Annotated in this window: 22 protein-coding genes and 1 tRNA gene; 11 read left to right on the top strand and 12 right to left on the bottom strand. The window is 57.8% G+C overall.

Features of this window, described 5'->3' with window-relative positions; genetic code table 11:
• Positions 1–97: 97 nt before the first annotated feature.
• A complete protein-coding gene (locus BCAL_RS12825; protein WP_043164203.1) occupies positions 98–592 on the top strand; it encodes a GNAT family N-acetyltransferase in 495 nt (164 codons plus the stop codon).
• A gap of 530 nt (positions 593–1,122) precedes the next feature.
• On the opposite strand, the gene BCAL_RS13270 is transcribed toward BCAL_RS12825, so the two are convergent.
• The 4 genes from BCAL_RS13270 to dcm all read right to left on the bottom strand — a co-directional run bounded on the left by BCAL_RS13270 (position 1,123) and on the right by dcm (position 5,558).
• Positions 1,123–1,638: a hypothetical protein gene (locus tag BCAL_RS13270; RefSeq protein WP_152600288.1), complete on the bottom strand. Its 516-nt coding sequence runs from the start codon at positions 1,636–1,638 to the stop codon at positions 1,123–1,125.
• A 55-nt stretch (positions 1,639–1,693) separates the two neighbouring features.
• Positions 1,694–2,716, bottom strand: a complete 1,023-nt coding sequence (locus BCAL_RS13275; RefSeq protein ID WP_152600289.1) for a hypothetical protein — start codon at positions 2,714–2,716, stop codon at positions 1,694–1,696.
• 29 nt (positions 2,717–2,745) lie between these two features.
• The gene (locus tag BCAL_RS08770; protein ID WP_043164204.1) at positions 2,746–4,164 is read right to left on the bottom strand and encodes an MvaI/BcnI family restriction endonuclease; all 1,419 of its coding nucleotides are present in this window, start codon (positions 4,162–4,164) and stop codon (positions 2,746–2,748) included.
• Positions 4,165–4,226: 62 nt separating this feature from the next.
• The gene (gene dcm, locus BCAL_RS08775) at positions 4,227–5,558 is read right to left on the bottom strand and encodes a DNA (cytosine-5-)-methyltransferase (protein WP_052118981.1); all 1,332 of its coding nucleotides are present in this window, start codon (positions 5,556–5,558) and stop codon (positions 4,227–4,229) included.
• 349 nt (positions 5,559–5,907) lie between these two features.
• On the opposite strand from dcm, the gene BCAL_RS08785 reads away from it, so the two are divergent.
• The 5 genes from BCAL_RS08785 to BCAL_RS08805 all read left to right on the top strand — a co-directional run bounded on the left by BCAL_RS08785 (position 5,908) and on the right by BCAL_RS08805 (position 10,685).
• Complete coding sequence (locus tag BCAL_RS08785) at positions 5,908–7,821, top strand: hypothetical protein (protein ID WP_043164206.1); 1,914 nt, start codon at positions 5,908–5,910, stop codon at positions 7,819–7,821.
• 1 nt (position 7,822) lies between these two features.
• Positions 7,823–8,701 (top strand): hypothetical protein, encoded by an 879-nt coding sequence (locus tag BCAL_RS08790; protein WP_043164207.1) that lies wholly within the window; start codon positions 7,823–7,825, stop codon positions 8,699–8,701.
• The gene (locus BCAL_RS08795) at positions 8,698–9,465 is read left to right on the top strand and encodes a DUF6339 family protein (protein WP_043164208.1); all 768 of its coding nucleotides are present in this window, start codon (positions 8,698–8,700) and stop codon (positions 9,463–9,465) included. The genes BCAL_RS08790 and BCAL_RS08795 overlap by 4 nt, the downstream gene beginning before the upstream one ends.
• 183 nt (positions 9,466–9,648) lie before the next feature.
• Positions 9,649–10,026: a DUF488 domain-containing protein gene (locus tag BCAL_RS08800; protein WP_043164210.1), complete on the top strand. Its 378-nt coding sequence runs from the start codon at positions 9,649–9,651 to the stop codon at positions 10,024–10,026.
• A 41-nt stretch (positions 10,027–10,067) separates the two neighbouring features.
• Positions 10,068–10,685: a hypothetical protein gene (locus BCAL_RS08805; protein ID WP_043260077.1), complete on the top strand. Its 618-nt coding sequence runs from the start codon at positions 10,068–10,070 to the stop codon at positions 10,683–10,685.
• 136 nt (positions 10,686–10,821) lie between these two features.
• Here BCAL_RS08805 and BCAL_RS08810 read toward each other — a convergent pair whose 3' ends face one another.
• Positions 10,822–11,280, bottom strand: a complete 459-nt coding sequence (locus BCAL_RS08810) for a zinc ribbon domain-containing protein (protein WP_043164214.1) — start codon at positions 11,278–11,280, stop codon at positions 10,822–10,824.
• Positions 11,281–11,590: 310 nt separating this feature from the next.
• Here BCAL_RS08810 and BCAL_RS08815 point away from each other — a divergent pair, with 310 nt between their 5' ends.
• Positions 11,591–11,971 (top strand): hypothetical protein, encoded by a 381-nt coding sequence (locus BCAL_RS08815; RefSeq protein WP_043164216.1) that lies wholly within the window; start codon positions 11,591–11,593, stop codon positions 11,969–11,971.
• A gap of 64 nt (positions 11,972–12,035) precedes the next feature.
• Here the strand turns inward: BCAL_RS08815 and BCAL_RS08820 are convergent, their stop codons facing one another.
• Positions 12,036–12,824: a class I SAM-dependent methyltransferase gene (locus BCAL_RS08820; protein ID WP_043164218.1), complete on the bottom strand. Its 789-nt coding sequence runs from the start codon at positions 12,822–12,824 to the stop codon at positions 12,036–12,038.
• A gap of 90 nt (positions 12,825–12,914) precedes the next feature.
• A complete protein-coding gene (locus BCAL_RS08825) occupies positions 12,915–13,253 on the bottom strand; it encodes a DMT family transporter (RefSeq protein WP_043164220.1) in 339 nt (112 codons plus the stop codon).
• 264 nt (positions 13,254–13,517) lie between these two features.
• Between BCAL_RS08825 and BCAL_RS13280 the strand changes: the two genes are divergently transcribed.
• Positions 13,518–14,051, top strand: a complete 534-nt coding sequence (locus BCAL_RS13280) for a cyclophilin-like fold protein (protein ID WP_152600290.1) — start codon at positions 13,518–13,520, stop codon at positions 14,049–14,051.
• 329 nt (positions 14,052–14,380) lie between these two features.
• Here BCAL_RS13280 and BCAL_RS08830 read toward each other — a convergent pair whose 3' ends face one another.
• Entirely contained in the window at positions 14,381–14,623 is a 243-nt protein-coding gene (locus tag BCAL_RS08830) for a hypothetical protein (RefSeq protein WP_152600291.1), read from the bottom strand.
• A gap of 640 nt (positions 14,624–15,263) precedes the next feature.
• Between BCAL_RS08830 and BCAL_RS13285 the strand changes: the two genes are divergently transcribed.
• Both BCAL_RS13285 and BCAL_RS08840 read left to right on the top strand, forming a co-directional pair.
• Positions 15,264–15,779, top strand: a complete 516-nt coding sequence (locus BCAL_RS13285; RefSeq protein ID WP_152600292.1) for a hypothetical protein — start codon at positions 15,264–15,266, stop codon at positions 15,777–15,779.
• Positions 15,780–15,837: 58 nt separating this feature from the next.
• Entirely contained in the window at positions 15,838–16,317 is a 480-nt protein-coding gene (locus BCAL_RS08840; RefSeq protein WP_152600293.1) for a hypothetical protein, read from the top strand.
• 189 nt (positions 16,318–16,506) lie between these two features.
• Here BCAL_RS08840 and BCAL_RS08845 read toward each other — a convergent pair.
• The 3 genes from BCAL_RS08845 to BCAL_RS08855 form a co-directional block, all read right to left on the bottom strand.
• Positions 16,507–16,583: transfer RNA gene (locus tag BCAL_RS08845), tRNA-Pro, on the bottom strand.
• Positions 16,584–17,045: 462 nt separating this feature from the next.
• Complete coding sequence (der, locus tag BCAL_RS08850) at positions 17,046–19,184, bottom strand: bifunctional cytidylate kinase/GTPase Der (protein ID WP_043164226.1); 2,139 nt, start codon at positions 19,182–19,184, stop codon at positions 17,046–17,048.
• Complete coding sequence (locus tag BCAL_RS08855) at positions 19,181–19,954, bottom strand: pseudouridine synthase (RefSeq protein WP_043164228.1); 774 nt, start codon at positions 19,952–19,954, stop codon at positions 19,181–19,183. The genes der and BCAL_RS08855 overlap by 4 nt, the downstream gene beginning before the upstream one ends.
• Before the next feature lie 159 nt (positions 19,955–20,113).
• Between BCAL_RS08855 and BCAL_RS08860 the strand changes: the two genes are divergently transcribed.
• Positions 20,114–21,085 (top strand): aquaporin, encoded by a 972-nt coding sequence (locus BCAL_RS08860; protein ID WP_043164230.1) that lies wholly within the window; start codon positions 20,114–20,116, stop codon positions 21,083–21,085.
• Here BCAL_RS08860 and BCAL_RS12830 read toward each other — a convergent pair.
• The gene (locus BCAL_RS12830) at positions 21,005–21,286 is read right to left on the bottom strand and encodes a DUF3017 domain-containing protein (protein ID WP_081887396.1); all 282 of its coding nucleotides are present in this window, start codon (positions 21,284–21,286) and stop codon (positions 21,005–21,007) included. The two genes, BCAL_RS08860 and BCAL_RS12830, sit on opposite strands and share 81 nt — an antisense overlap.
• Positions 21,287–21,293 lie beyond the last annotated feature (7 nt).

Raw genomic sequence — 21,293 nt, forward strand, 5'->3', positions numbered from 1 at the left:
GCTCCGCAGCGCGCTGCCGTGTACGTGCGTCGCGAAGCCACTCACGAACCTAGCAGACCGTGTGACATCGGCTCGACGACCGACGTACAGTGACCATATGCGTTTCCTTATCCGCAGGTATAGTTCGATCGACGCCGCATCGACGCTTGCCGTGTTCCGCCGGTCGGTCCTCGCTCTGGCTGCGCACGACTACGCCCCTGAGCAGGTACGGGCATGGGCCGGGCATACGGAAGATGTACGGCAATGGGATCTGAGACGTCTGGCCGTCGATACATGGGTGGTGGTTCCGGAGGCCGACGACGGCACGCTCGCGGGGTTCATCGACGTCGACGCAAACGGATACATCAACATGCTGTACGTGGATCCCGACCATGCGCGGCAAGGTGCGGCATTGACGCTACTGGCCGAAGTCGAACGTCATGCCGCCGAACACGGCATGACGAGCTTGAGTGTGCACGCGAGCATCACCGCACGGCCGTTCTTCGAGCATCACGGCTTCCGCGTCATGCAGGTCAGGCATCCCTCGATCGGAAGCGTATCGTTCGTTAACTATCGGATGGTCAAGACCGGAATTCCCGATAATGACACATGAGTCGGAGTATGCCGTCGCCGGGAGTCGGCTGATAACCTTGCTTCGGACCAGCAACCACTGCGGAGGAGGCATCGGAGTCGTTCATGCACAATCCGTCGTCACGCTTGCATAGCCCATTCCATTGTTTGCGCGGTCAGGCAAACCACTTGGCACATCCCTGCTGAAGACACCACCGCACACGGTGGATGGCATGATTTAAAACGGTTGGAAATACTGGCTTTTCGCAATCACTGAAACGCGCAATAGCATGTTTCTACTCAACCCTACCGCCAAACGCATTCTCCTATTGCAAAAAAGGCAGACAAAAACGCGCACATACCAACCTACAGCGGCCATATACACCTCAATAAATAATATAATCAATTATCATTTGTCAATCTTGTTTCTTAACAAGCATTAAGCATCAATGCTATCAAAATAGCAAAAATACGTTAACAACCAAAAATGGAACAATAAGGCGCCATAGATTTGACTATTTATTTCGAAAACAGCAAAATAGTCATAAAGAAGTGTCGATAAATCAGTTTTTACTAAAAGTATTCTTGTCCGTTTAATAGTTGACTTACATGATTGAGTTGCACATACGCAGCATACATTTTAGGAAGAGAAGTAAGCAAACTAACGACGACATGAATACCTAATACAATTATTAAAGCAGAACAAATACTATGAGTTATCGCTGGAAAATATGTTGGCAAATTAACGATAAGACTGACAATCACCAATAAAGAAGCTACAACAGAACTATAAGCCCCAGCCAATAAATGAGCAATAGCTGCATCCAACAACCAGCGCTCTGGCTTGTGGGCCCGATCCTTTGTCCAATGTTCAGAAAACTTTTCTCTCCATGACGCAAGCTGAGCAAAAGCCGCAATTAATGCACCAGCCAGAATTCCTAGCATTGACAACAAAGAGTCGGCAGATGCTAAATGATAATTTAGCATCGCAGATACTACACCACATGCAATAGGTATGAAATAAGTAAGCACTACAGATAAGATAGAAATCCCCTTCGGATTCTCCTCGTTGGATGAATACTTACGCATTGCTTTGAATTGCGCAAAATATATATTTAAAGGGTTCAAAAACGGCCTCCTAGATTTACAATAGATCGATATGCGGAATATTTATCCCGTCTGCCTCTGAAATAATCTGAAGTCTTTTATCTGCTTCATCCCAAAGAAATGAAATATCATCTAATTCAGGTGTATGATAAATAAACAACTTATCAAGCTTATCAATAGAGACAGTTACGGACTTCCCGTATTCCTTCATCGTAATGCTTGCATTGTCCCATTCTGCCGCAGGATTCAGTATTCCGGGAGGAAATATGGAGGCCACGCTATGTGCACTATCTTTTCGCAAATTAGAATCTCCTCCATTGACATTCTTGGCCCACTGATTGAGAATAGACAGTACACTTTGTTTACCTTTTAGATCTAACGAAGAAAGTTTTACTGATATCTTTTTGGATTTTCTACCACCTGTATCATCCAAAGACCATCGCATTAACGCAAGAGAGGTGATCTCCGCTGTTGCCATGGTATCTGAAAACTTTTGACCATCTACAATGGGAACTGGACGGAACTGATACCATGCACCATAGTCAAATGGAATTCCATTATCATTTACTTTGCTTACACTTTTATGATGAAGATAGGATATTTGCGCCAATAAATCCGTAGCAGCTTGCGATCTGCCTCGTATTTCGGCAACAAGATAGATTATATTATCAGTCTCTGGAAATGCCATACGGACATGGTAATGCCTCAGCGCCGCTTTATCCTTTAAAGGCTCTTGACTCCCATCTGCATTAATCAAAAGGTCCAGATCGCCATATTTCCCTTTCGAAATTAGTGCCTCTATTACTCTATTTTTCACCACATAATCACTGAGCAAAAAACAAGGATCACCTAGTTCTGGCGCACTATCATTAAAATGCTCTGCCTTTAATATAGCAGAAGGATTATCATGAACTATTTCCCCTTTGAGCCTCTTTAGCATTATTTGAAAGTAATTGAACAAGGAGTTATTCTCCAATAATTCCTCTGATGATAGAGCATTTCTCCCACGACCACGAAAAACTTCTGTTTTAAAAATACGATATGCAAATTGCTCTCTCACTATAGCACCACCAAATATATTTAAATCTGTCAGTAGGATTCTGGATCTCTCATATCGACTTCGCGCACTTCCTGGTAGATGGCGGCGATGTCGTTGAGGTTAATGCGGAACTGGCTTCTGGCATGCGGCGTCCACTTGCCGTCAACGAGAGTCGCCTTGTCGCCGGGATCATAGACGGCCTTGCCATCCTTAAACGCCTGCAGGAACAGGCCGAAACTGGTGGAGATGCCGAGAGTGATGAGCGGACCAAACTCTACCGACGTGTCGCCGCCTTTGTCCTCACGCAGATATGGCACGTACGCTGCGCGGTTGTGCTTGCGCTGCCAATGACCGAGCAACTTGAGGTAGGACCATCCGGCTGCGAGGTTCTTCGTGCCTTTCTCGTAGAGAGCGATCATGCCATTGGGATCGAAATGCTTCGCATCGGTGAATCCCTCTAAAACCAATTCGAGCTTCGCTCCGGACCTATCCTCACCTTCACGTTGGATATCGCCGGAAGTGAAGTAGCAGCTGGTCGGATTGCCGTCATCGTCCTTCGTATGCACGTGCCCATACTTGAGCACGAATTCCGCTGTAGACAAGCGGCCCGTTTCGGGTAAATCCGGCTGTGGAGTGAAGAGCGTGACCTTGTGGTTGTAACGGCGTTCCAAGGACTTCTGCTTAACGACTTTAAGTTCCCAGATATCGAAGTCCGGTCCGGGGATGGCGTTTTCGCCCACGCCAAGCTCCGCTTCCAAGGTGAGGCCGGGGGCGTTGGGCGCGATATACGGCTTGACGACAGCACCGTCGTTGTTGAGACGCCATGGGACGATCTTTCGTCCAACGATATTTGCCAAAGCATGCTCGAGGACGGAGAACTCATCACGCTGTTTCGTGGTCTGGTAGACGATTGGGCATAAATGACCGGTTTCGAAGGTCTCCATGCCCAGCACGTACTGAGCCGCCGGAGAGTCCGCGCCGACCACCAGTCCCACTACGCGAACAATTTCACCTGCGTTGTTTTTCACCGGACCAAGGAATAGACAACGGTTTTCCTCATGACCGCGTTTTGCCTCGTTGAGCAATTCGGATGGAGGCTCCTTACAACCCTGCAGGAATCCGGAGAAACGCACTTCCGGATATTGCGGGTAGTAGCAGAGCTTCGCATTGGGAGCGTCAAACTGCCCGCTAGGAGTAACCCACTGCCACGCCACGGGAATCTGGATGACGGGGTTGCCCGCCTTCTTCTTCTGTGACTTCGCCGGGGTATATGAGGGCTCTCCCAGCGGCAGAAACGACAGATCGGAAGGGTCGTTCGCCAGCCAGATCTGCTGCTTGCTGTTGTGGTTCCTCTTCAAACACTTGACCCAGATACTGCTGGCGCCGGCGTTGGTGAGCAGATCATGGACTCGATCGATGTCAGCTTCGTCATACCATTGACGGGCTTCATTGACGTGGGTATCGCACATGCAGCCACGATACCCACATCTAGAAGACAACGGTCGGAACGACACCGACATGCCGTCAGGAATCAGTCGGTTCCTGCCCCGTCAATGGCGATCTGACGCGCCTTCTGAATCTCATCCGCAGACGCGGAATCATCCAGCATAACGCCTTGATCACCTTCGGCCATGACCTTGAGGATGTGCGGACGCATGATACGAGCCACTTCGGCAATGGCGGGCACAACCACCGAATTGCCGAATTGACGATATGCCTGGGTATCCGACACCGGAATGCGGAAATCATCCGGATAGCCCATGAGACGAGCGCATTCACGCGGCGTGAGTCTGCGGGGACGTTCGTCGCCTTGAGCGACAAGGATCTCCGATCCGTCCTTATGATAGCGGGCAGACAGGGTGCGTGACACCATATCCGGAGTGACCAGTCCGTAGCCGAAGCCATGTCCCAGCGCCTCGTGCTTCTTCCTGTAGTCCTGAAGGTACTGCCACAGACGAGGGGTGAGTGTGTACTTGTCCTGCACCTTGTTGTGGTCGAAGTCGAAGTACTTGTCCCCATCCCATGGAAGCTTCGGCTCAGTACCATCGGTCTTATGAAGAATGTCGGCAAGCACGGGCTGACGGTCGGGGAACTTCAGGTCATCCCATGTGAAGTCGGTCTTGGATCGGAATCCGACGATGTAGATACGCTCCCGATGCTGGGGCACAAAATGCTGACCATCAATGACCTTCCAGTGCACTTCATAGCCCAGTTCGTTTTGCAGGGCATCGAGGATGACCTTGAACGTGCGACCATGGTCGTGACTGGTAAGGTTCTTCACATTCTCCAGCAGGAATGCGGCTGGCCTTTTAGCGGCGATGATGCGCGCCACATCGAAGAACAACGTGCCCTGTGTCTTGTCGCGGAATCCGGTCTCACGGCCGAGACTGCGCTTCTTCGAAACGCCTGCAAGGCTAAATGGCTGACACGGGAACCCGGCGAGTACCACGTCGCAGTCCGGGATGTCATTGGCGTCCACCTGCGTGATGTCACCGGCCACGGTCTCCGCGAACCCGTAGTTCGTCCGATAGGTACGGGCGGAGAACTCGTTCCATTCCGAGGAGAACACCGCATGTCCACCGGCAGACGCAAAGCCGCGTCGAATACCGCCGATGCCCGCAAACAGATCGATAGTGCGGAAATCGGTACCGGTCTCGTGCGTGGTACCGTAGTACAGCTCCTTCAGAGCGGGAACGTACACCTGCTTGCATTTCGCCTTGCCGGTCTCCCACCGCTCCACGGTCGACGTGGACAGGCCAAGCGACTCGGCTAACTGGCGTCGGGTCATCCCCTCCCTCAGCTTGGAGATCAGCTCGTCCGCTTCACTCGGCTCGTTCACCTCTGCTTTGATTACTTCACCCATAAGGGAAAAATGTAACTCATTCTGATAGACAAAACTCCCTTTTCACCTTTTCCGCACATTTACCGAACATAGCAAATGCTAAAAATCGGCTACTTGACGGATATATATCTGAAATGTAGTATTCAAGTATGGCGGAAACAAAGAACGAGAGGTTTCGACGACTTGCGGAAAGTCGCGGGAACCGGTTGATTCGGGAGATCCAGATTCTGAGCAATCTGTCCAACAGAAAGAACTACGCATACACCCCCGAACAGGTACGGCAACTGTTCGATCCGATCGAGGACGAACTATCCAAGGCCAGGGCCATGTTCGACGAGGACATGCCTTCCGAGGGAAAGGTGAAACTGTCATGAACGATATCGAATACGGTTTCCTGTTTAAACCGAATGGGAACGAGGAACAGGGTCCATCGAACTCCGGCGAGGAGATCTTCAGCGACGACACCGCGGCACAGGCCCTTGCGCGCGAGCTGGGGCAGAACTCGTTGGACGCCATCGCCAAAGAGGGCGCATGGCCAGTGACCATGGTCTTTGAACTCCGTCGCATGAAAGTGGCGGACATCCCCGACGTGGATAATCTTCGACTTCACATATGCGCTGCGCATGATCGGTATCCCGACAGCCCGAGACTGCAGAAGGCCGTTAAAACACTCAGTGCCGAATACATTGATGTGCTGCGCGTAGGCGACTACGGCACGAAGGGACTGTCAGGTAGTGAGTCGATCACGGACAGTGGATCCGTACTCACGGCACTGACGCGAGGCTCCGGCGTGAGCGTTGGCAAAACCGATGCGGGCGGATCGTTCGGCATCGGCAAGTCGGTCGGCATCTTGTCGTCTCTCGTACGCACCGAGTTCTGGACCACACGACCCTTACACTCCGACAAAACCGTGTTCGCCGGCTGCACGCAGTTGACAACCCATCAGGTTCCGGGATCAAATGATCCACGACAGCTTTTGGGTCCCATGGGCACCTATACAATGCTCTCCGATACGAGGGATTATCACTATTTACGCGATCCCATGCCGCTTGGCCCATTCCCCCGGCGTACCGAATCGGGGACCGACGTGTACATCGTCGGGTACTCGGCGGCTTCCGATGATCCGAAGCTCGAACAGATCAGGGACGCAATGATCGACAACTTCATGGCGGCCATCATGCGAGGGCATCTCGTGGTCGAGGGCATAACCGACAAGGGACGTGGATGGAAACTCAACGCGGATAACCTCAAGCGAGTCATCGATTCAATACCGGACTCGGAACAGCGGACCGTCATGCAGGCATTCCACAATGCGCTCATCCAGACTCCCGTCATCAAGACGGACAAACGGCTCGGCGAAATGAAGTTGTATATCAACATCGACGATGCGCTCCCCCGCAAGCTCAATACGATCGTCATGCGCAAGCCCCTGATGAAGGTACGCGCATATACCAACACATCCATCACCGCGAAGTATGCGGCCGTGCTTGAATGCTCGTCGCCGCAGGGCAACCGGATCCTCAGAGGCATGGAACCCGTACGACACGATGATTGGCAGGCCGTTCGAGACGAGGATAACGGCAAAGCTGCCCTACGTTCAATCAAAGGATTCATTCTGGAGGAGTTGCGCAAGAGAGTCCGACGCGAACTTGGTGACGAGATCATCATCAAGGGACTCAACACGCTTCTTCCGTCGGAGCTGCAGATCGACGGCAACCCCGACAAGCACGGAGTCCGCGCCTCCAACGGACCGGGCAGCGAGCGCGAATCCGCTTCTCTGCAGGGTCGGGAGACCTTACCTGAACCGATTTCCAACACCGGCGGCAAATCCGTCAGCATCACTCTGACGAAACCCGCGGTAACCGACGAGAACGGCGCTCCGGTCTCCACGGGTCGGCAGCGTGGCGGAGAGGCCAAACGCGGCAAACACGTTGCGGGTATACCCGCTTCGGGGAAAGCCGGCAATGGCAACTCCGTCATCGATGGGAACAACCTGTCCATGCGTTACTGGTACGACGCCAAGAGCGGCGACTATATTCTCATACTTCGGTCGAGGACAGGCGAAACCGAAAAGGGATCACTCCAGCTCACGGCCGCGCTCGATGGCACGTTCGGCAAGTATGTGCCGCCCATTGAAAAGGCCGCCGACATCAGCGGCGCGGACTCACGCGAGCTCGCCGTCAAGGAAGGAAGCATCTCAAACGTGAAAGTAACAGGCAAACGTCCCACGCGTCTGCGGGTGCACATCAAAGGCGGCATCCGACTCCAGCTGGGGGTGAAGTGACATGAGCATGGTTTCATTCCCGATTCCGGTTCTCGGTAATGGGCAAGGTGACGAGCGGGATGTCGCTTCCGAATGGCGCGTCGGCAACTTCACCTTCGCATCAGGCACCGAGGATGTCACCATACGCTTCCGCGTATTCAATGATGACCCCGATCTCAAGCGCCTCATCTCCGAGGGGGCGGCACGGATCATGGCAAAGTGGAAATGCTCGTCGACGATCTCCACCGGTTATCTAGATCTAAATCCGGACACTGCACACGAGGACGGCACAACCTACCTGTCATCCATCGACCAGCGTTCCGTACTCGGCCCCGTCACCGTGAGCGTTTTCGCTGTGGCGACCCGTCCTATCCCCGATTTTCGCTGGTCTCGTCAGCACGACGATTATGGCGACGAGACGTTTGACGTGCGCACCGGCGACCTGTTGAGCGTCCCCACGGACTTCACGTTCGACCCGGCCAAGCTTTACGACCCGCAGAATCCGCCCCTTAATTCGATCTTCAAGATCGTCAAGGATGATAAGCGCACGAAGGGAGTCTCCGTCAGCTATATCGAAGACGAACAGATCATCATCACTCTTCCCAAGGTCCTGTTCAACCAGATGCAGCTGATTGACTCCGCGAATCTCAAGCTCTCGGCCCTTGTCCTTCCGGTGCTCATCGACGCCATTGCTTTCATCCGTCTGAACGAGGCACAAGGAGACGAGGAGGATATCTCGGAACGCCAATGGTGCAAAACCATCAAACGGCTTATGAGCGCGAACGGGCTAAGCGACGATGACCGCCCACTCACCGTTGCACAACGGCTACTTGCCAATCCCATCGACGGATATGCGGCTGACGTGGCCGCCCAGCAGGAAAACGAGGAGGCACAGGCATGAGTGACCTGACATGTGACAAGCAGTTCAAGCGCGACGCCATCACCTTGATTCTGACCAAACTGGACAGCGCCGACAATCCCTCCGACTTCCTTGCCCAAGTCGAGAAGTTGTCCACTGATCCCGATTGTCTTCTCCAGAGAGATTCGATCGAACTCGAAAAGCCCTTGGATGCAAACCGTTCGGACTCGGACAACGCCGCGATCCTCTTCGAGGCCGTGGGCCAGATCGATCGGGTCAACGCGGCACTGCCGGGACTGTGGACCTATATGGCGTTCAACACCTGCCGCCAGTATATGCTCGACCGCTGGCCTCTGGACGGCGTGCGCAACTGGAAGAACAGAGCGAAGCAGCGCTGGGTGCTGCCGTTCACCCCCGCCCGAGGACGATTGATTCGCCATGGCATCGCACGCCTATGGTGGGCCACTGAACTCACCTACGATGGGTCGCTCGATCATATGCTGAGCAAGGAAACCGATGACCCTTACGCATACACGAAATGGGTATTCGCAATCGAGAACCGCCTACTGCAGCTGTTTGACCGATCCGTAGGCGAAAACCCGGATGTAATGTGGGCTGTCATGGACTCCATGCAGCATGACGAGGCCTCTGGAGCCTCCAATGCCATCGCAGACGTCGGCCGAGATGTGCTGCTGGAAATGTCCACCAGACAACTCGGACTGTTAAATCCAACGGAGATCGAAGCCGTCATCGATTCGATCCGCAGCGGAAAGGACAGCAACAAAAGTCGCACTGACATGGAATAGGTACATGTCGTCCTGAATTGCAGCCGCTTCCCTCACGGCCACCAATATGCCATACCGGTCAGCGCGATCATTGAAGATATCCCGTTGACCGGCAGGGTTCTCTCCCCCATGTAACGATTACGCGCAGAACGACCCATTCCAGACGTTATTGACAATCCTCCGTCACGAAACGAATATGAAGACGTGAGCATCAGCATCAAACGCATCTACGACGGGCCGGACGCGCAGGACGGATACCGAATCCTCGTGGACCGACTGTGGCCGCGCGGCATGACGAAGGAACGGGCCGCACTTGATCTGTGGATGAAGGGCATCGCACCCTCGACCGACCTGCGCAAATGGTTCGGCCACGATCCGGCGCGGTTCACGGATTTCGCAAACCGCTATCGCGCCGAACTGGATGCCAACGGGGAGACGGTGGACGAGCTGCAACGCATCATCCTGACACATGGGAAAGTCACCCTCCTGTACGCGGCCAAGGACCCTGACGTCAATCATGCAGCCGTGCTACGCGACTACATGGATGAACGCACGAGCGGGAACGAGCCTCGCGACGCATAATGCCGCATACTGGTGAGATGACATCTTTCGAAAGGAACCACATGCGTCATATGATCGCCATCGAGGTCGCAGGCCTGCGGATTGACATTCCCGACATGTTCATGCCGGTCGACTCTCCCGTGGATGGACCGCTGCGGCTTTCGACCTACTCCGCCCAGACCGGTCAGGGAGTCGCCGTCCTCGAGGCCCGTCCGATCGACGCATCGGAGGCCATGCCGTTCGGGAATGGCAGGCAGGTCGTCGACGACGTGAATGCCGGCCTGTCCGACGTGCAGGGTCTCGTCGAGGTCGGATTGGGTGCCACCCATGCCGGGCACGACGCGATCTGGAGCATCGTGAAGACCGCGGCGCCCGACCGGCCTCTTGGCTATCGACTGGTCATGGACGTGCGTTTCGACGGCACGATCCTGGAGCTCACGGTAGCCGCCGAAGAGGCGGGCATGACCGGCGTACGCGAAAAATACGTCCGCGACCATGCGAAGAGGCATCATCTCATCGACAAGGATGGCAACGGCTGGGCCGCCGACCCGTACGATCCGACGGTCACGCGCGGCGCGCTGCGCAACCTGTCCGAGGACGTCGCATGGGACGCGCGCTTCCCCGACCACCCGCTGAGCATGATCCGCCGAACCGTGCTGACCATCATGAACCAAGACTAATTAGATTCGCTGCAACTCGGTCATGGCGACATAGTGCAATACGTCGAACCGTTCCGGGGCGATGCGATGGACAAACCCGAAATCGGGCGAGCAACATGCCGGTATGTCGATCCAGGACCTTCGCGAGCGAGAAGAACTACGCTTCATGCCGCCACCGTTTGAGCGTGGGCAGTAGTGCTGACATATAGTCCTCGGCCTGTTCGACGTCGATATGGCAGGATTCGGCCATCATCGGCGCACACTCGGCGATCAGCTCGTCGCTGTCGACGTAGTCCTGCAGGAATCCGCCGTTGTCATAGCAGTACCTGCAGTAGTCGCCATTGCGGGCGCCATCCGCTTCGGTGCCGCGATCCTCCGAACCACGGAACGGCATGGCGCAGCTCTGGCAGAATCCGTTGGCAGGCATTTCCATGAGCCGCGCCATCGGAACGTCGAAGCGGATACTGATGAGCCGTATCATGTCGATGCTCGGCTCGGCTGTGCCCTGCTCCCACCGGGAGAGCGCCTGCTGGGTGACGTACAGTTCGTGTGCGAACCGTGACTGGGTGAGACCCCGCTCCTCGCGTATGCATTTGATGACCTGACCGACCGACATGATGTACCTCCCGAGACCGGATGATGGTTTGCGCGCCTCGCCGCGCGCCCGATGCCCCCAGTCTAACCGCAGGCACAAAGCCCGCCCCGCACATACAACAAACCGTTGTGGAAGACCGAATCGCGGCATGTGTCTATTATGCGGCACTCATCGTTTGCTGCCGGTTTCACCGTTTTCTGCATTTTTCCGTGATCACTGCGCTCACATTGCGTTGTGCTCACAGTCGAAGTCCACCCCTAGATAGAACATGTGTTCGATACAAGTATTCGAATATTTGTTCGACTCTAGTGGTCGGGATTCGAGGCGCATCATGTTCTGGAGGATCATCACCCACACCTGCGGCCACCGCGAGCGCATCAGCGCCGACGGCCCCTACGTGGTCGTCGAGCAGCGCCTGCGCAAGGCCAGACAGTCCATGTGCGACTCCTGCACCGGACACGTGAACCGTTGGGACAACAAACTGCTGGGCTTCTGCGACCTGTGGGGTACGCAGCGGCAGTGCGACCAGGCCGAGCCGATCCGCCGCCGCGCCCTCAACCGCGTCGACGCGCTCGCCCGCCACGCCCGCATCGGCGAACAGGACGCGTTCGCTGTGCTCCGCCGTCAGATCCTGCACCGCGACGACGCCGCATGGTGGATCGAACACCGCGACGACGCCGTCGAAATCCTCGCACAGAACATCGAACTATAAGAGCCACACCCGCACCGCGGACGACCGTATGGCCGGCACGATGGTGACGACTCGTATTCCAGCCTCAGATTCGCTTCAGCTCGGCCATGGCGGCGTAGTGCAGCACGTCGAACCGTTCCGGGGCGATGCGTTCGAGCATGGCCATATGCTCACGCTCCCATGCGGCGACATGCTCCGGATCAAGTGACGCGCCGATGCCACGGCACGCCTTCATCCGCCCGTTCCAGCTCTCCCTGGTGAACGGCACCTTCAGCCTGCGCTCCTCATGATGGACGAGTTCGAAACCGGAGGCGGCATAGCAGGCCGGAACGTCGATCGGATGCATCCGCTCCCCCGCGCCGCTCCAATGCGGGCTGTACTTGAGGACGAGACGCTCGCTCGCACCGGCGACCTCATCCTCGAACGGCAGCCACTCCATGACGAGAATCAGGAACCGACCGCCGGGCTTGAGCAGATGATGCAGCCTGTCGCATACGACCTCATGGTCGAAATACCAGAAGCACTGGCATGCGGTGACCACATCAAACGAGGCGTCCGGAACATCGAGATCCTCCGCCGACGACACCCGGTATTCGATGCCATCCATGCCTGCGGACAGCCGACGCGCCTGCTCGATCTGCTCTGCCGAGATGTCGGTACCGACCCACGTGGCACCATACCGGACCATGTTGCGCGGCAGCACGCCGGTGCCGGTGCCCAGATCGAGCACATGCTGACCGTCCCGGCACAGGCCGCGGTCGAGGATCATCCGGTAGAACTCCGGCGGGTAGATGTCACGGTATTTCGCGTAATCGGCCGACGCCCTCCCCCAGTCGAACGGCGTGCCGTCATCTATGCGCTGGTCAACGATCATCTCGAATCATCCTTTCCGGCAAGGCCTTGCCCGCCTTGTGATGTCTTCAGTGACTTACATCGTACGCAGCACACGGCTCAGCCCATCTTGTCAGCGAACGGCCGTGTGGCTGCCCCACTGCAACACGACGATGCCGACGATCATGATCGCCATACCCAGCCACATGCGCCAGTTCAACGGATCGCTGAAGGCGAAATGCGCGATGATCGCGGTGGCGATGATGCCGACGCACGACCACACGCCATACGCCAGCGCGGTGGGCATCCCACGGTCCAGCACCATCGCCAGCAGGAAGAAGCAGACGCCGTATCCCACCACCACCGGCACCGCCCATACGAGCTTGCTGAACCCCTCCGAGGCGCGCAGCGACAGCGTGGCCATCACCTCGCAGAAAATAGCCCCGAACAGCATCAGCCACGTCAACGCCATACCCATCTCCTCCTTGCGATCTCACTCCGAATCAGCCGAACCGGCCATAACATAGCAGTCCACTCTGGACAGGCATCGGACAGGCATCGCCGGCGGCGTAGCGGAGACGGGAGGAAGCTGCCGTCCATCAGTCTAACCGCAGGCGCACGGCCCGCCCCGCGCATATAACAAACCATTGTGGAAGACTGATATTACAATTGCTATGGTAGGCAGATATAGCTAATCGGAACACGACGAGATTATTCACATCTTAAGAGGCAACTTATGAAGAAAAGACGACTGATTTCAGCAATTACATTAACTTGTTTAGTACTAGTTACTGGTTGCGCTTGTGCAGCCCCCACATCTGGAACATCATCGGAACAAGTGATCTCAGAAACTTCAAAGCAGAGGACACAATCAATCACACCTGAAACGCAGTCGAATTCCGAGGAGAATGATCGTATGATCAGCTTGTCCGTCAATAACACGTCCATTCCTGTAGCATGGGAGGAAAACAGCTCTGTGGAAGAATTACACTCCCTGTTGGGAAATGAAGCAATTACAATCCATACAGAACGCTATGGCGGATTTGAACAGGTGGGTAGTTTGCCGAAAAGCATCACCAGTGATGATACGAAAATGACAACAGCAGCAGGAGATATTGTTTTATATAATAGAAATTCAATCGTGTTGTTCTACGGTTCAAATTCATGGTCTTATACAAAATTAGGACGAATTGATGGTATGTCGGCAGAAGAAATAAAGAAACTACTGGATGTCGAAAAACTGGATATTACGATATCTCCAGTTGAATAAACACTCTATTGTTAGTTGGAGAGGTTGTTTCGTTGGTTCGACTAAGCTTCGTTACCTTCGTTTTCTTTGATTTGACGCCGTTTCCGGACTTTTGTCGGGATTCGTCGATTGCCGGTGATTTCGCTGTTCTCGGGGGCCATCGTGTCTGAATCGTGTCCGAGCCACAGACACCATGGCAAACCACGGCTCAACAGAGTTGCAGTGAAAGACTGAGTAACAACGAATCGAATCCACCCGCATTCTAAATGCGGTTACCAGCAGGTCTGGCGAGGTGACTATCGATAACGCGATATTCCTCTTCGCGATTTGCAATAGCGGTGTCATCTCTCCTACAGCCTCTTGAACCTCTCATACTCCTCTAGGAAGTCATCCTCCAAATACCCATCGTCTGCATACCAGCGGGCGAATTCGCCGAATAAATCCAACGACTCCTCATCCAGTTTGATGCGTTCGCCCAGCAACGCCTCGAATCCCAGACTGATGCCGATATCCCACTCACCGGCATTGATGTATTCCATGGTCTGAGCAATGTCGTCATCCATTCCTTCCCTGCGCAAGATCGTCATCAGCATTTGCTCGATCTTGTCGTCTATGCCTTCGAAACGTTTGTCCGGAGGCCTCCACCCGCGCTCCGTTTTCTTGTAACCGGGCTCGTAGAAAGGCGTCCACAACACTATCGCATCATCAGACCGCGGTGTTGGGTTCCCGCGACGGTGCGTGGGAGTTCCCGGGGGATTCAGCGCGGGAAACCGGAGCGGCCGCGCTGAATCCCCCGGATTCGCGGGACTCAACGCGATTACGGGTGATTTCATCGTTGAATCCCGCAACTCAGACACCCACCCCGCGGCTACCCGTCGGTCGTGGATTGCGGATCGTTGGAATTCCGCCGTTTTGAGATGGCGCTGCCGGGCGCCTCCGATCCGGTGCCGGTGTGGATGGGGGTCGTTGCGGGACTCAGCGCGAAAAGCGCGGGGAATCGCGTTGAATCCCCCGGGTCCGGGGGACTCAACGCCGGAATCGGCCTTGGCTGCGCTGAATCCCCCGCAGGCGATCGAACCGTGTCGCAACGGAAGGCGGCCGGATCGACGAAACGGCTTGGAATCGTCGGGATGCCGACGTTTTCGGCAATAAAAGCCCTTGTATTGAAGGCTTCGCCGGTTTGTGCGGTGAGTGGGCGGGGTTCGGCGTCGTCGGGGGTTTGCGTATGCGGGTATGGAAGAGGCGTTCGCCCGTCAGGTTTGTTTCCGCCAAGAAATCGAACCGAAGAACAGGGGGGACGCCTGCGCCCACCATGTCTCAGCCGGCGCGCTCAAGCGCATGCCGCATCTGCCCGCCAACGCCGTGATCGGCACGCCCCGCATCGAACGGGATCGCGCCGGCCGTGAGATCGTCGTCCCGACCCACCCGTATGCGAGGGACGTGGACCGGTACGCCGAATGCGGCGGGCATGGCCGGCCGTATGACCGTCCGCCCACGCGACGACGGCGGCATCTCGCATCGGGCACACGAGGCTTTTCCCTGAAGCACGCCCCGGCGCGTGGCCTGCGCCGGACGGAAGGCCCAAAAGGCCCACCCAAGCAGATGAGCGGCGAATGCGCGAAGGCCGGCATACGACTGCCCGCCGCGACCATACGCACATGGATCCACCGGAAACGCCTCGCATCCGACGAGCACGGCCACGTCACCCTGCGCGACATCGTGCCGTTGCTGCGCGATCGGGCAAGATGACAACGACAAAACGGCCCCGCCCTCCACGATGGGAGAGCGGGGCCGTACCATGTTGGATATGGAGGAAGCGAAGCAGCGGCAGCGAGGCAAGCTGTTCTCATGGTGCTTGGTCGCGAACGTCGTGGACGAGCACGTGGTCGGTCAGGATCACCACATCGAACACGGCACGAAGATCTTCAGCCCCGGCACGAAGGTGTACGTAGCAGACTATTGGTCTTCGAGTCCATTTGAGCATGGCGGCGTGCTGTATGTCATAGGCAAGGCCCGCAGGCAGTGGCGTCTCGTCGCGGCGTATATCGCGCGTGACCGGTTGACGAATTTCCGCACCAAGCAGGTGTTCGATCCGAAAGCGCTGCGCCGCATGGCTCAGGATGAGGGACAGAACCGGGTGAGGCCGGGGCAGTTCATCCGCTGGTGGGGCAAGGACGATGAGGCCCGCAGACGGGTCGAGAAGGAAGCGGCCTACTACAACCAGGACATCTACTCGGTACGGCGACGTGAGTGGGAAGCGTCCAGACGTCGTATGGAGGAATTGTGAAAAGTCGCCGCGGAACAGTCGGGGAAGTCGCCGGACGAACGCTCGAAAATGGCTTGATTTGAGGCGTGTTGCGGGGGCGTCGTGTCTGGTCGTGTCTGAAAATCGTGTCTGAATCATGTCTGGAAGGCCCGAAAGAGGGAGTTCAGACGATAACAAAAAAGCCCGGAATCGTTGGAATTCCGGGCTTTCTGGTCGGACCAGCGGGATTTGAACCCGCGACCCCTTGACCCCCAGTCAAGTGCGCTACCAAACTGCGCTATGGTCCGATGCTGCGTTTTGCAACAGTCGATTAATTTACCAGAAACTTTCAGGAACGCAACTCGGCGTGTTTCGCCGGATTCCAGGCCTCCGCCGAATCAACCAACCGACGCCACCAGCCCCGACCGACGCCAGCGACGCCACCGACAGTCATCGATCGCCTCTAGGCGCAACAGATTCCCGAAATGAACCCATTGCCCGTGAGATTGTTGCTCTGGGTCCAAGTCAGCGCAACAATCTCACGAACTGCGACCTGATTTCGGGAATATGTCGCGCTGAAATGCAAACAAATGCGAACGGGGCTGTTCATGATCCAAGATGGATCCACGAACAGCCCCGTTATCCCCACAGGCGGCAAGCTGGCGGATGGTCACTCTGCTCGATCGTCGATTGCCGCTGTCAATGCAGCTGTCGATTACCGCCTGATTGCCACCTACTCTGCAACCAGGCGGCAACCAGACCGCTATTTGCTACTTGCGCTTCTTCTTCTCGCGGATGTTCACCGAGATCTGGATCGGCGTGCCCTCGAAGCCGAACTCCTCGCGCAGCGAACGTTCGATGTAGCGGCGGTAGCCGTGCTCGAGGAAGCCGGTGGCGAAGATCACGAAGCGCGGCGGGCGCGTCGAGGCCTGCGTGGCGAACAGGATTCGCGGCTGCTTGCCGCCGCGCAGCGGGTGCGGATGGGCGGACTGCAACTGGCCGAGGAACGCGTTGAGCTTGCCGGTCGGAATGCGCTTGTCCCATGACTCGAGCGCCTCGCGCATCGCCTTGGCCAGACGGTTGGTGTGCCAGCCGGTCTTGGCGGACAGGTTCACGCGCTGCGCCCAGGTGACGCGGTCGAACTCGGTGGCCCACAGACGCTCCAAACGCTGCTTGTCGAACTCGTCCATCGCATCCCACTTGTTGAACACGAGGACGATGGCGCGTCCCGCGTCCACGGCGGAGCTCATGACCTTCAGATCCTGATCGGAGATCGGCACGGACGCGTCGAACAGGACGAGCGCGAGCTCGGAGCGTTCGATGGCGGCCTGCGTGCGCAGCGACGAATAGTATTCGGCGCCCTGCAGCTTGTGCTGGCGGCGCTTGATGCCGGCCGTGTCGATGAACAGCCAGTCCTCGCCGTCGATGTCGATGACCTCGTCGACCGGATCGCGCGTGGTGCCCGCCAGATCGTTGACGACGGAACGCTCCTCGTGCGCGAGCTGGTTGAGCAGCGACGACTTGCCCACGTTCGGACGTCCCACCAGCGCCACGCGGCGCAGGCCGTACGGCGTGAGGAAACCGGAAGTCTTCTGCGCCTTCCTCAAGCTGTCGAGCGCCTCGTCGAGCAGATCGCCCACTCCCCTGCCGTGCATGGCGGAGATCGAGTGGGGCTCGCCCAGACCGAGCTTCCAGAATTCGGCGGTCAGGTATTCGCTTTCACGGTCGTCGATCTTGTTGACGGCGAGCGTGACCGGCTTGCCGGAGGCGCGCAGCATCCTGACGATGCGCTCGTCCGTGTCGGTCAGGCCGACCTGCCCGTCGACGACGAGCACGACGGCGTCGGCGAGATGCACGGCGACCTCGGCCTGCGAGGCGATGGCCGAATCGATGCCCTCGACGTCGACCTCCCAGCCGCCGGTGTCGACGAGCTTGAAGTCGGTGCCGGCCCATTCGGCGTCGTAGCTGACGCGGTCGCGGGTGACGCCCGGCGTGTCCTCGACGACGGCGACGCGCTTGCCGAGGATGCGGTTGACCAGCGACGACTTGCCCACGTTCGGGCGTCCGACGATGGCGAGCACGCCGACCTGCTTCGGACCGGACTGGCCGTCCGACGCGGGAACGACGCCATTGTGCTCGATGAGCGCCTCGTCGCCCTCGTCCAGATCGTAGTCCTCGAGGTTGGCGGCGTACTGCTCGTACTCCTGCTCCTCGATGGCGTCGTCGACGAGCCTGACGAGCACGTCGAGGGTCTGCTCGAACGTCATGTCCGAGTTGTCGATGGTGGTGACGCCGTCCGCGGCGGTCAGGAAGCTCGTGGTCTTCGCGTCGAGGCGGTCGCGGGCGGCGACGTCCTCCACGCCCACGCCGGCGCCCTTCACGGACTGGCCGGTGCGGCGGGCCTGACGGACCTCCTCGCGAGCGGTCAGCAGTACGCGCACCTCCGCATCGGGGGCGACGACCGTGGTGATGTCACGACCCTCCGCGACGATGCCGAGACCGCCGGAGAAGGAGTCCTTGGACTCCTCGCGGGCGATGTAGGCGCGCTGGGCGGCGATGAGCACGTTGCGCACCGGGATGATGCCCGACACCTTGGAGACGTGCGTGGAGACCTCGGAGGAGCGGATCGCCTCGGAGATGTCCTCGCCGTCGGCGCTCACGGACGGATGATCCGGATCGACGGAGATGTCGAAGTGGTCGCCGGTGAAGAACTCGCCGACCGTCTCGGTGACGACTCGCTCGTCGGGCTCGTCGACATCGAGATCGATGCCCTGCTTCAGGCACCACCACGCGCAGGCGCGGTACATCGCGCCCGTGTCGAGGTAGGCGAAGCCGTAGTACTTGGCCAGCGCCTTCGACGTCGAGGATTTGCCGACGCCGGCGGGCCCGTCGATGGCGACGCGGATCACAGGCCGACCTCCTTGGCCAGGGAACGGACCTCGGCCTGGCTCAGCACGCGGTAGGAACCGGACTTGAGCTCGCCGAGCTTGATCGGGCCGATCTGGGTGCGCACCAGACGCTTGACCGGGAAACCGATCGAACCGAAGATGCGGCGCACGATGCGGTTCTTGCCGGAGTGCAGCACGACCTTGACGATCGTGGCGTCACGGCTCGAATCGATGATCGCGCAGTGGTCGAGCTTGATCCATCCGTCGTCCAGCTGCACGCCGGTGGTGACCAGACGGCGGCACACGGTGCCGGAGATCTTGCCCTCGAGGGTGGCGACGTAGGTCTTCTCGACCTCGTACTTGGGGTGCATGACGTGCTGGCTCAGCTCGCCGTCGTTCGTCATGAGGATGAGGCCTTCCGAATCGTAGTCCAGACGGCCCATGTGGAAGATGCGCTCGTACTTGTCGCCGACAATGTCGCGCAGCGTGTAGCGGCCCTTCGGATCCTCCATGGCGGACAGGACCCTCTTCGGCTTGTTGAGCGCAAGCGTGATGTGGTTGTTGTTGATGCGCACGCGGGATCCGTCGACGCGGACCTGCTGGTGCGTGGGATCGACGCGGGTGCCGAGTTCGGTGACGAGCTCCCCGTCCACTTCGACTCGGCCTTCGGTGATCATGAGCTCACACTTGCGGCGGGAACCGAATCCGGCCTGAGCGAGCAGCTTCTGAAGGCGAACGCCTTCCTGATTGTCTTCATGCGCCTTTCTGGCGCGGGAATATGCGTTTGGCATCGTTCTCCCAACGTGGCCTTAGGTGTATTTCCAAATCCGATAGTGTATCGTGACCTCCGGTCCAAACCGGCCCGACGACGCGCGGCACTGCTAGACTGGCAGCGTTCCGCGGGGTGTGCCCGGAGCGGAACGAAGTATCGCAATGATCGAAGGATTGATATGACATCACAGGACAACGTTACGAAGGAACAGCCGTGGCCGCTTCGGGTGGGGGCCGAGCTGGCCGGCACCTTCCTCATCTGCTTCGCCGTCTACGTGTTCAGCACGTTCGGCACGGTGGTCTTCTCCGCCAATCTCGCCTATATCGCGATCGGCACCGGTCTGGCCTACGCCGCCGCGGTGTACGCGCTCGGCTGGGTCTCCGGCGGCCACTTCAACCCGGCGGTGACGGTGGCGGCCATGCTCACCGGTAGGACGAAGCTCGTGGACGGCGTCCTGTACATCGTCTTCCAGACGCTCGGCGCCGTGCTTGCCGGTCTGCTGGTCAGGTTCCTGCTGCCCACCTCGAGCACGGTGACGATCTCGCAGTGGCTGACCACCGCGGTCAACGGCTTCGACAAGGGTTCCGTCGCCTACACGACGCTCAACCAGTACGGTCTGAACGTCTCCATCACGCAGGCGATCGCGGTCGAGGTCGTGGCCGGCGTGGTGGTCGTGGGCGTCGCGATGGCGAACTACGGCAAGTGCCGCTATGCGCTCGCGACGGCCGTCGCCTACACGTTCGCCACCGCCGTGGCCTTCCCGATCACCGGTGCTGCGCTCAATCCCGCCCGTGCCACCGGCATCGCCGTGGCCTCGCAAAACCAGGGTCTGTCGGTGGAGCCGCTGAGCCAGCTGTGGGTGTTCTGGGTGTGCCCGATCCTCGCAGCGGCACTGGTCGCGCTGGCGATGATCGTCATGCAGATGGTGCACACGCCGAAGGCCGCGGGCGATGACCCCGCGCAGATCGGCGGATACGACGAGGCCGCCGACTCCGGGAAGGAGCCGACGGCCGATGCCTCCGATGGCAACGCCCAGGAACCGTTCGAGACGGCCGGAGCATCCGAGGCGTCACAGGAAGTAGCCGGAGAAGTAGAGGACCAGCAGTCCGACGCCAAGGCAGATGCCGATGGTGGTGTCGAACGCCACTGACCTCACCTTCCATGGGCTGCGTTCGCGCATGATCAGGCGCAGCAGCCCCGTACCGATGGCCGTCACGGAGATCAGCACCGTGGCGGCCATCGTGTATCCGAGGACCGCGATCACGCCGGAGGCGATCACCGCCACGGCGACGCACCATTCGAACCACGGCTTGCCCTCGTGGTCCTCGGAGACATAGGGATGATTCTTCATGGACTTA

The sequence above is a fragment of the Bifidobacterium callitrichos DSM 23973 genome, assembly GCF_000741175.1.
GTDB classification, from domain to species: domain Bacteria; phylum Actinomycetota; class Actinomycetes; order Actinomycetales; family Bifidobacteriaceae; genus Bifidobacterium; species Bifidobacterium callitrichos.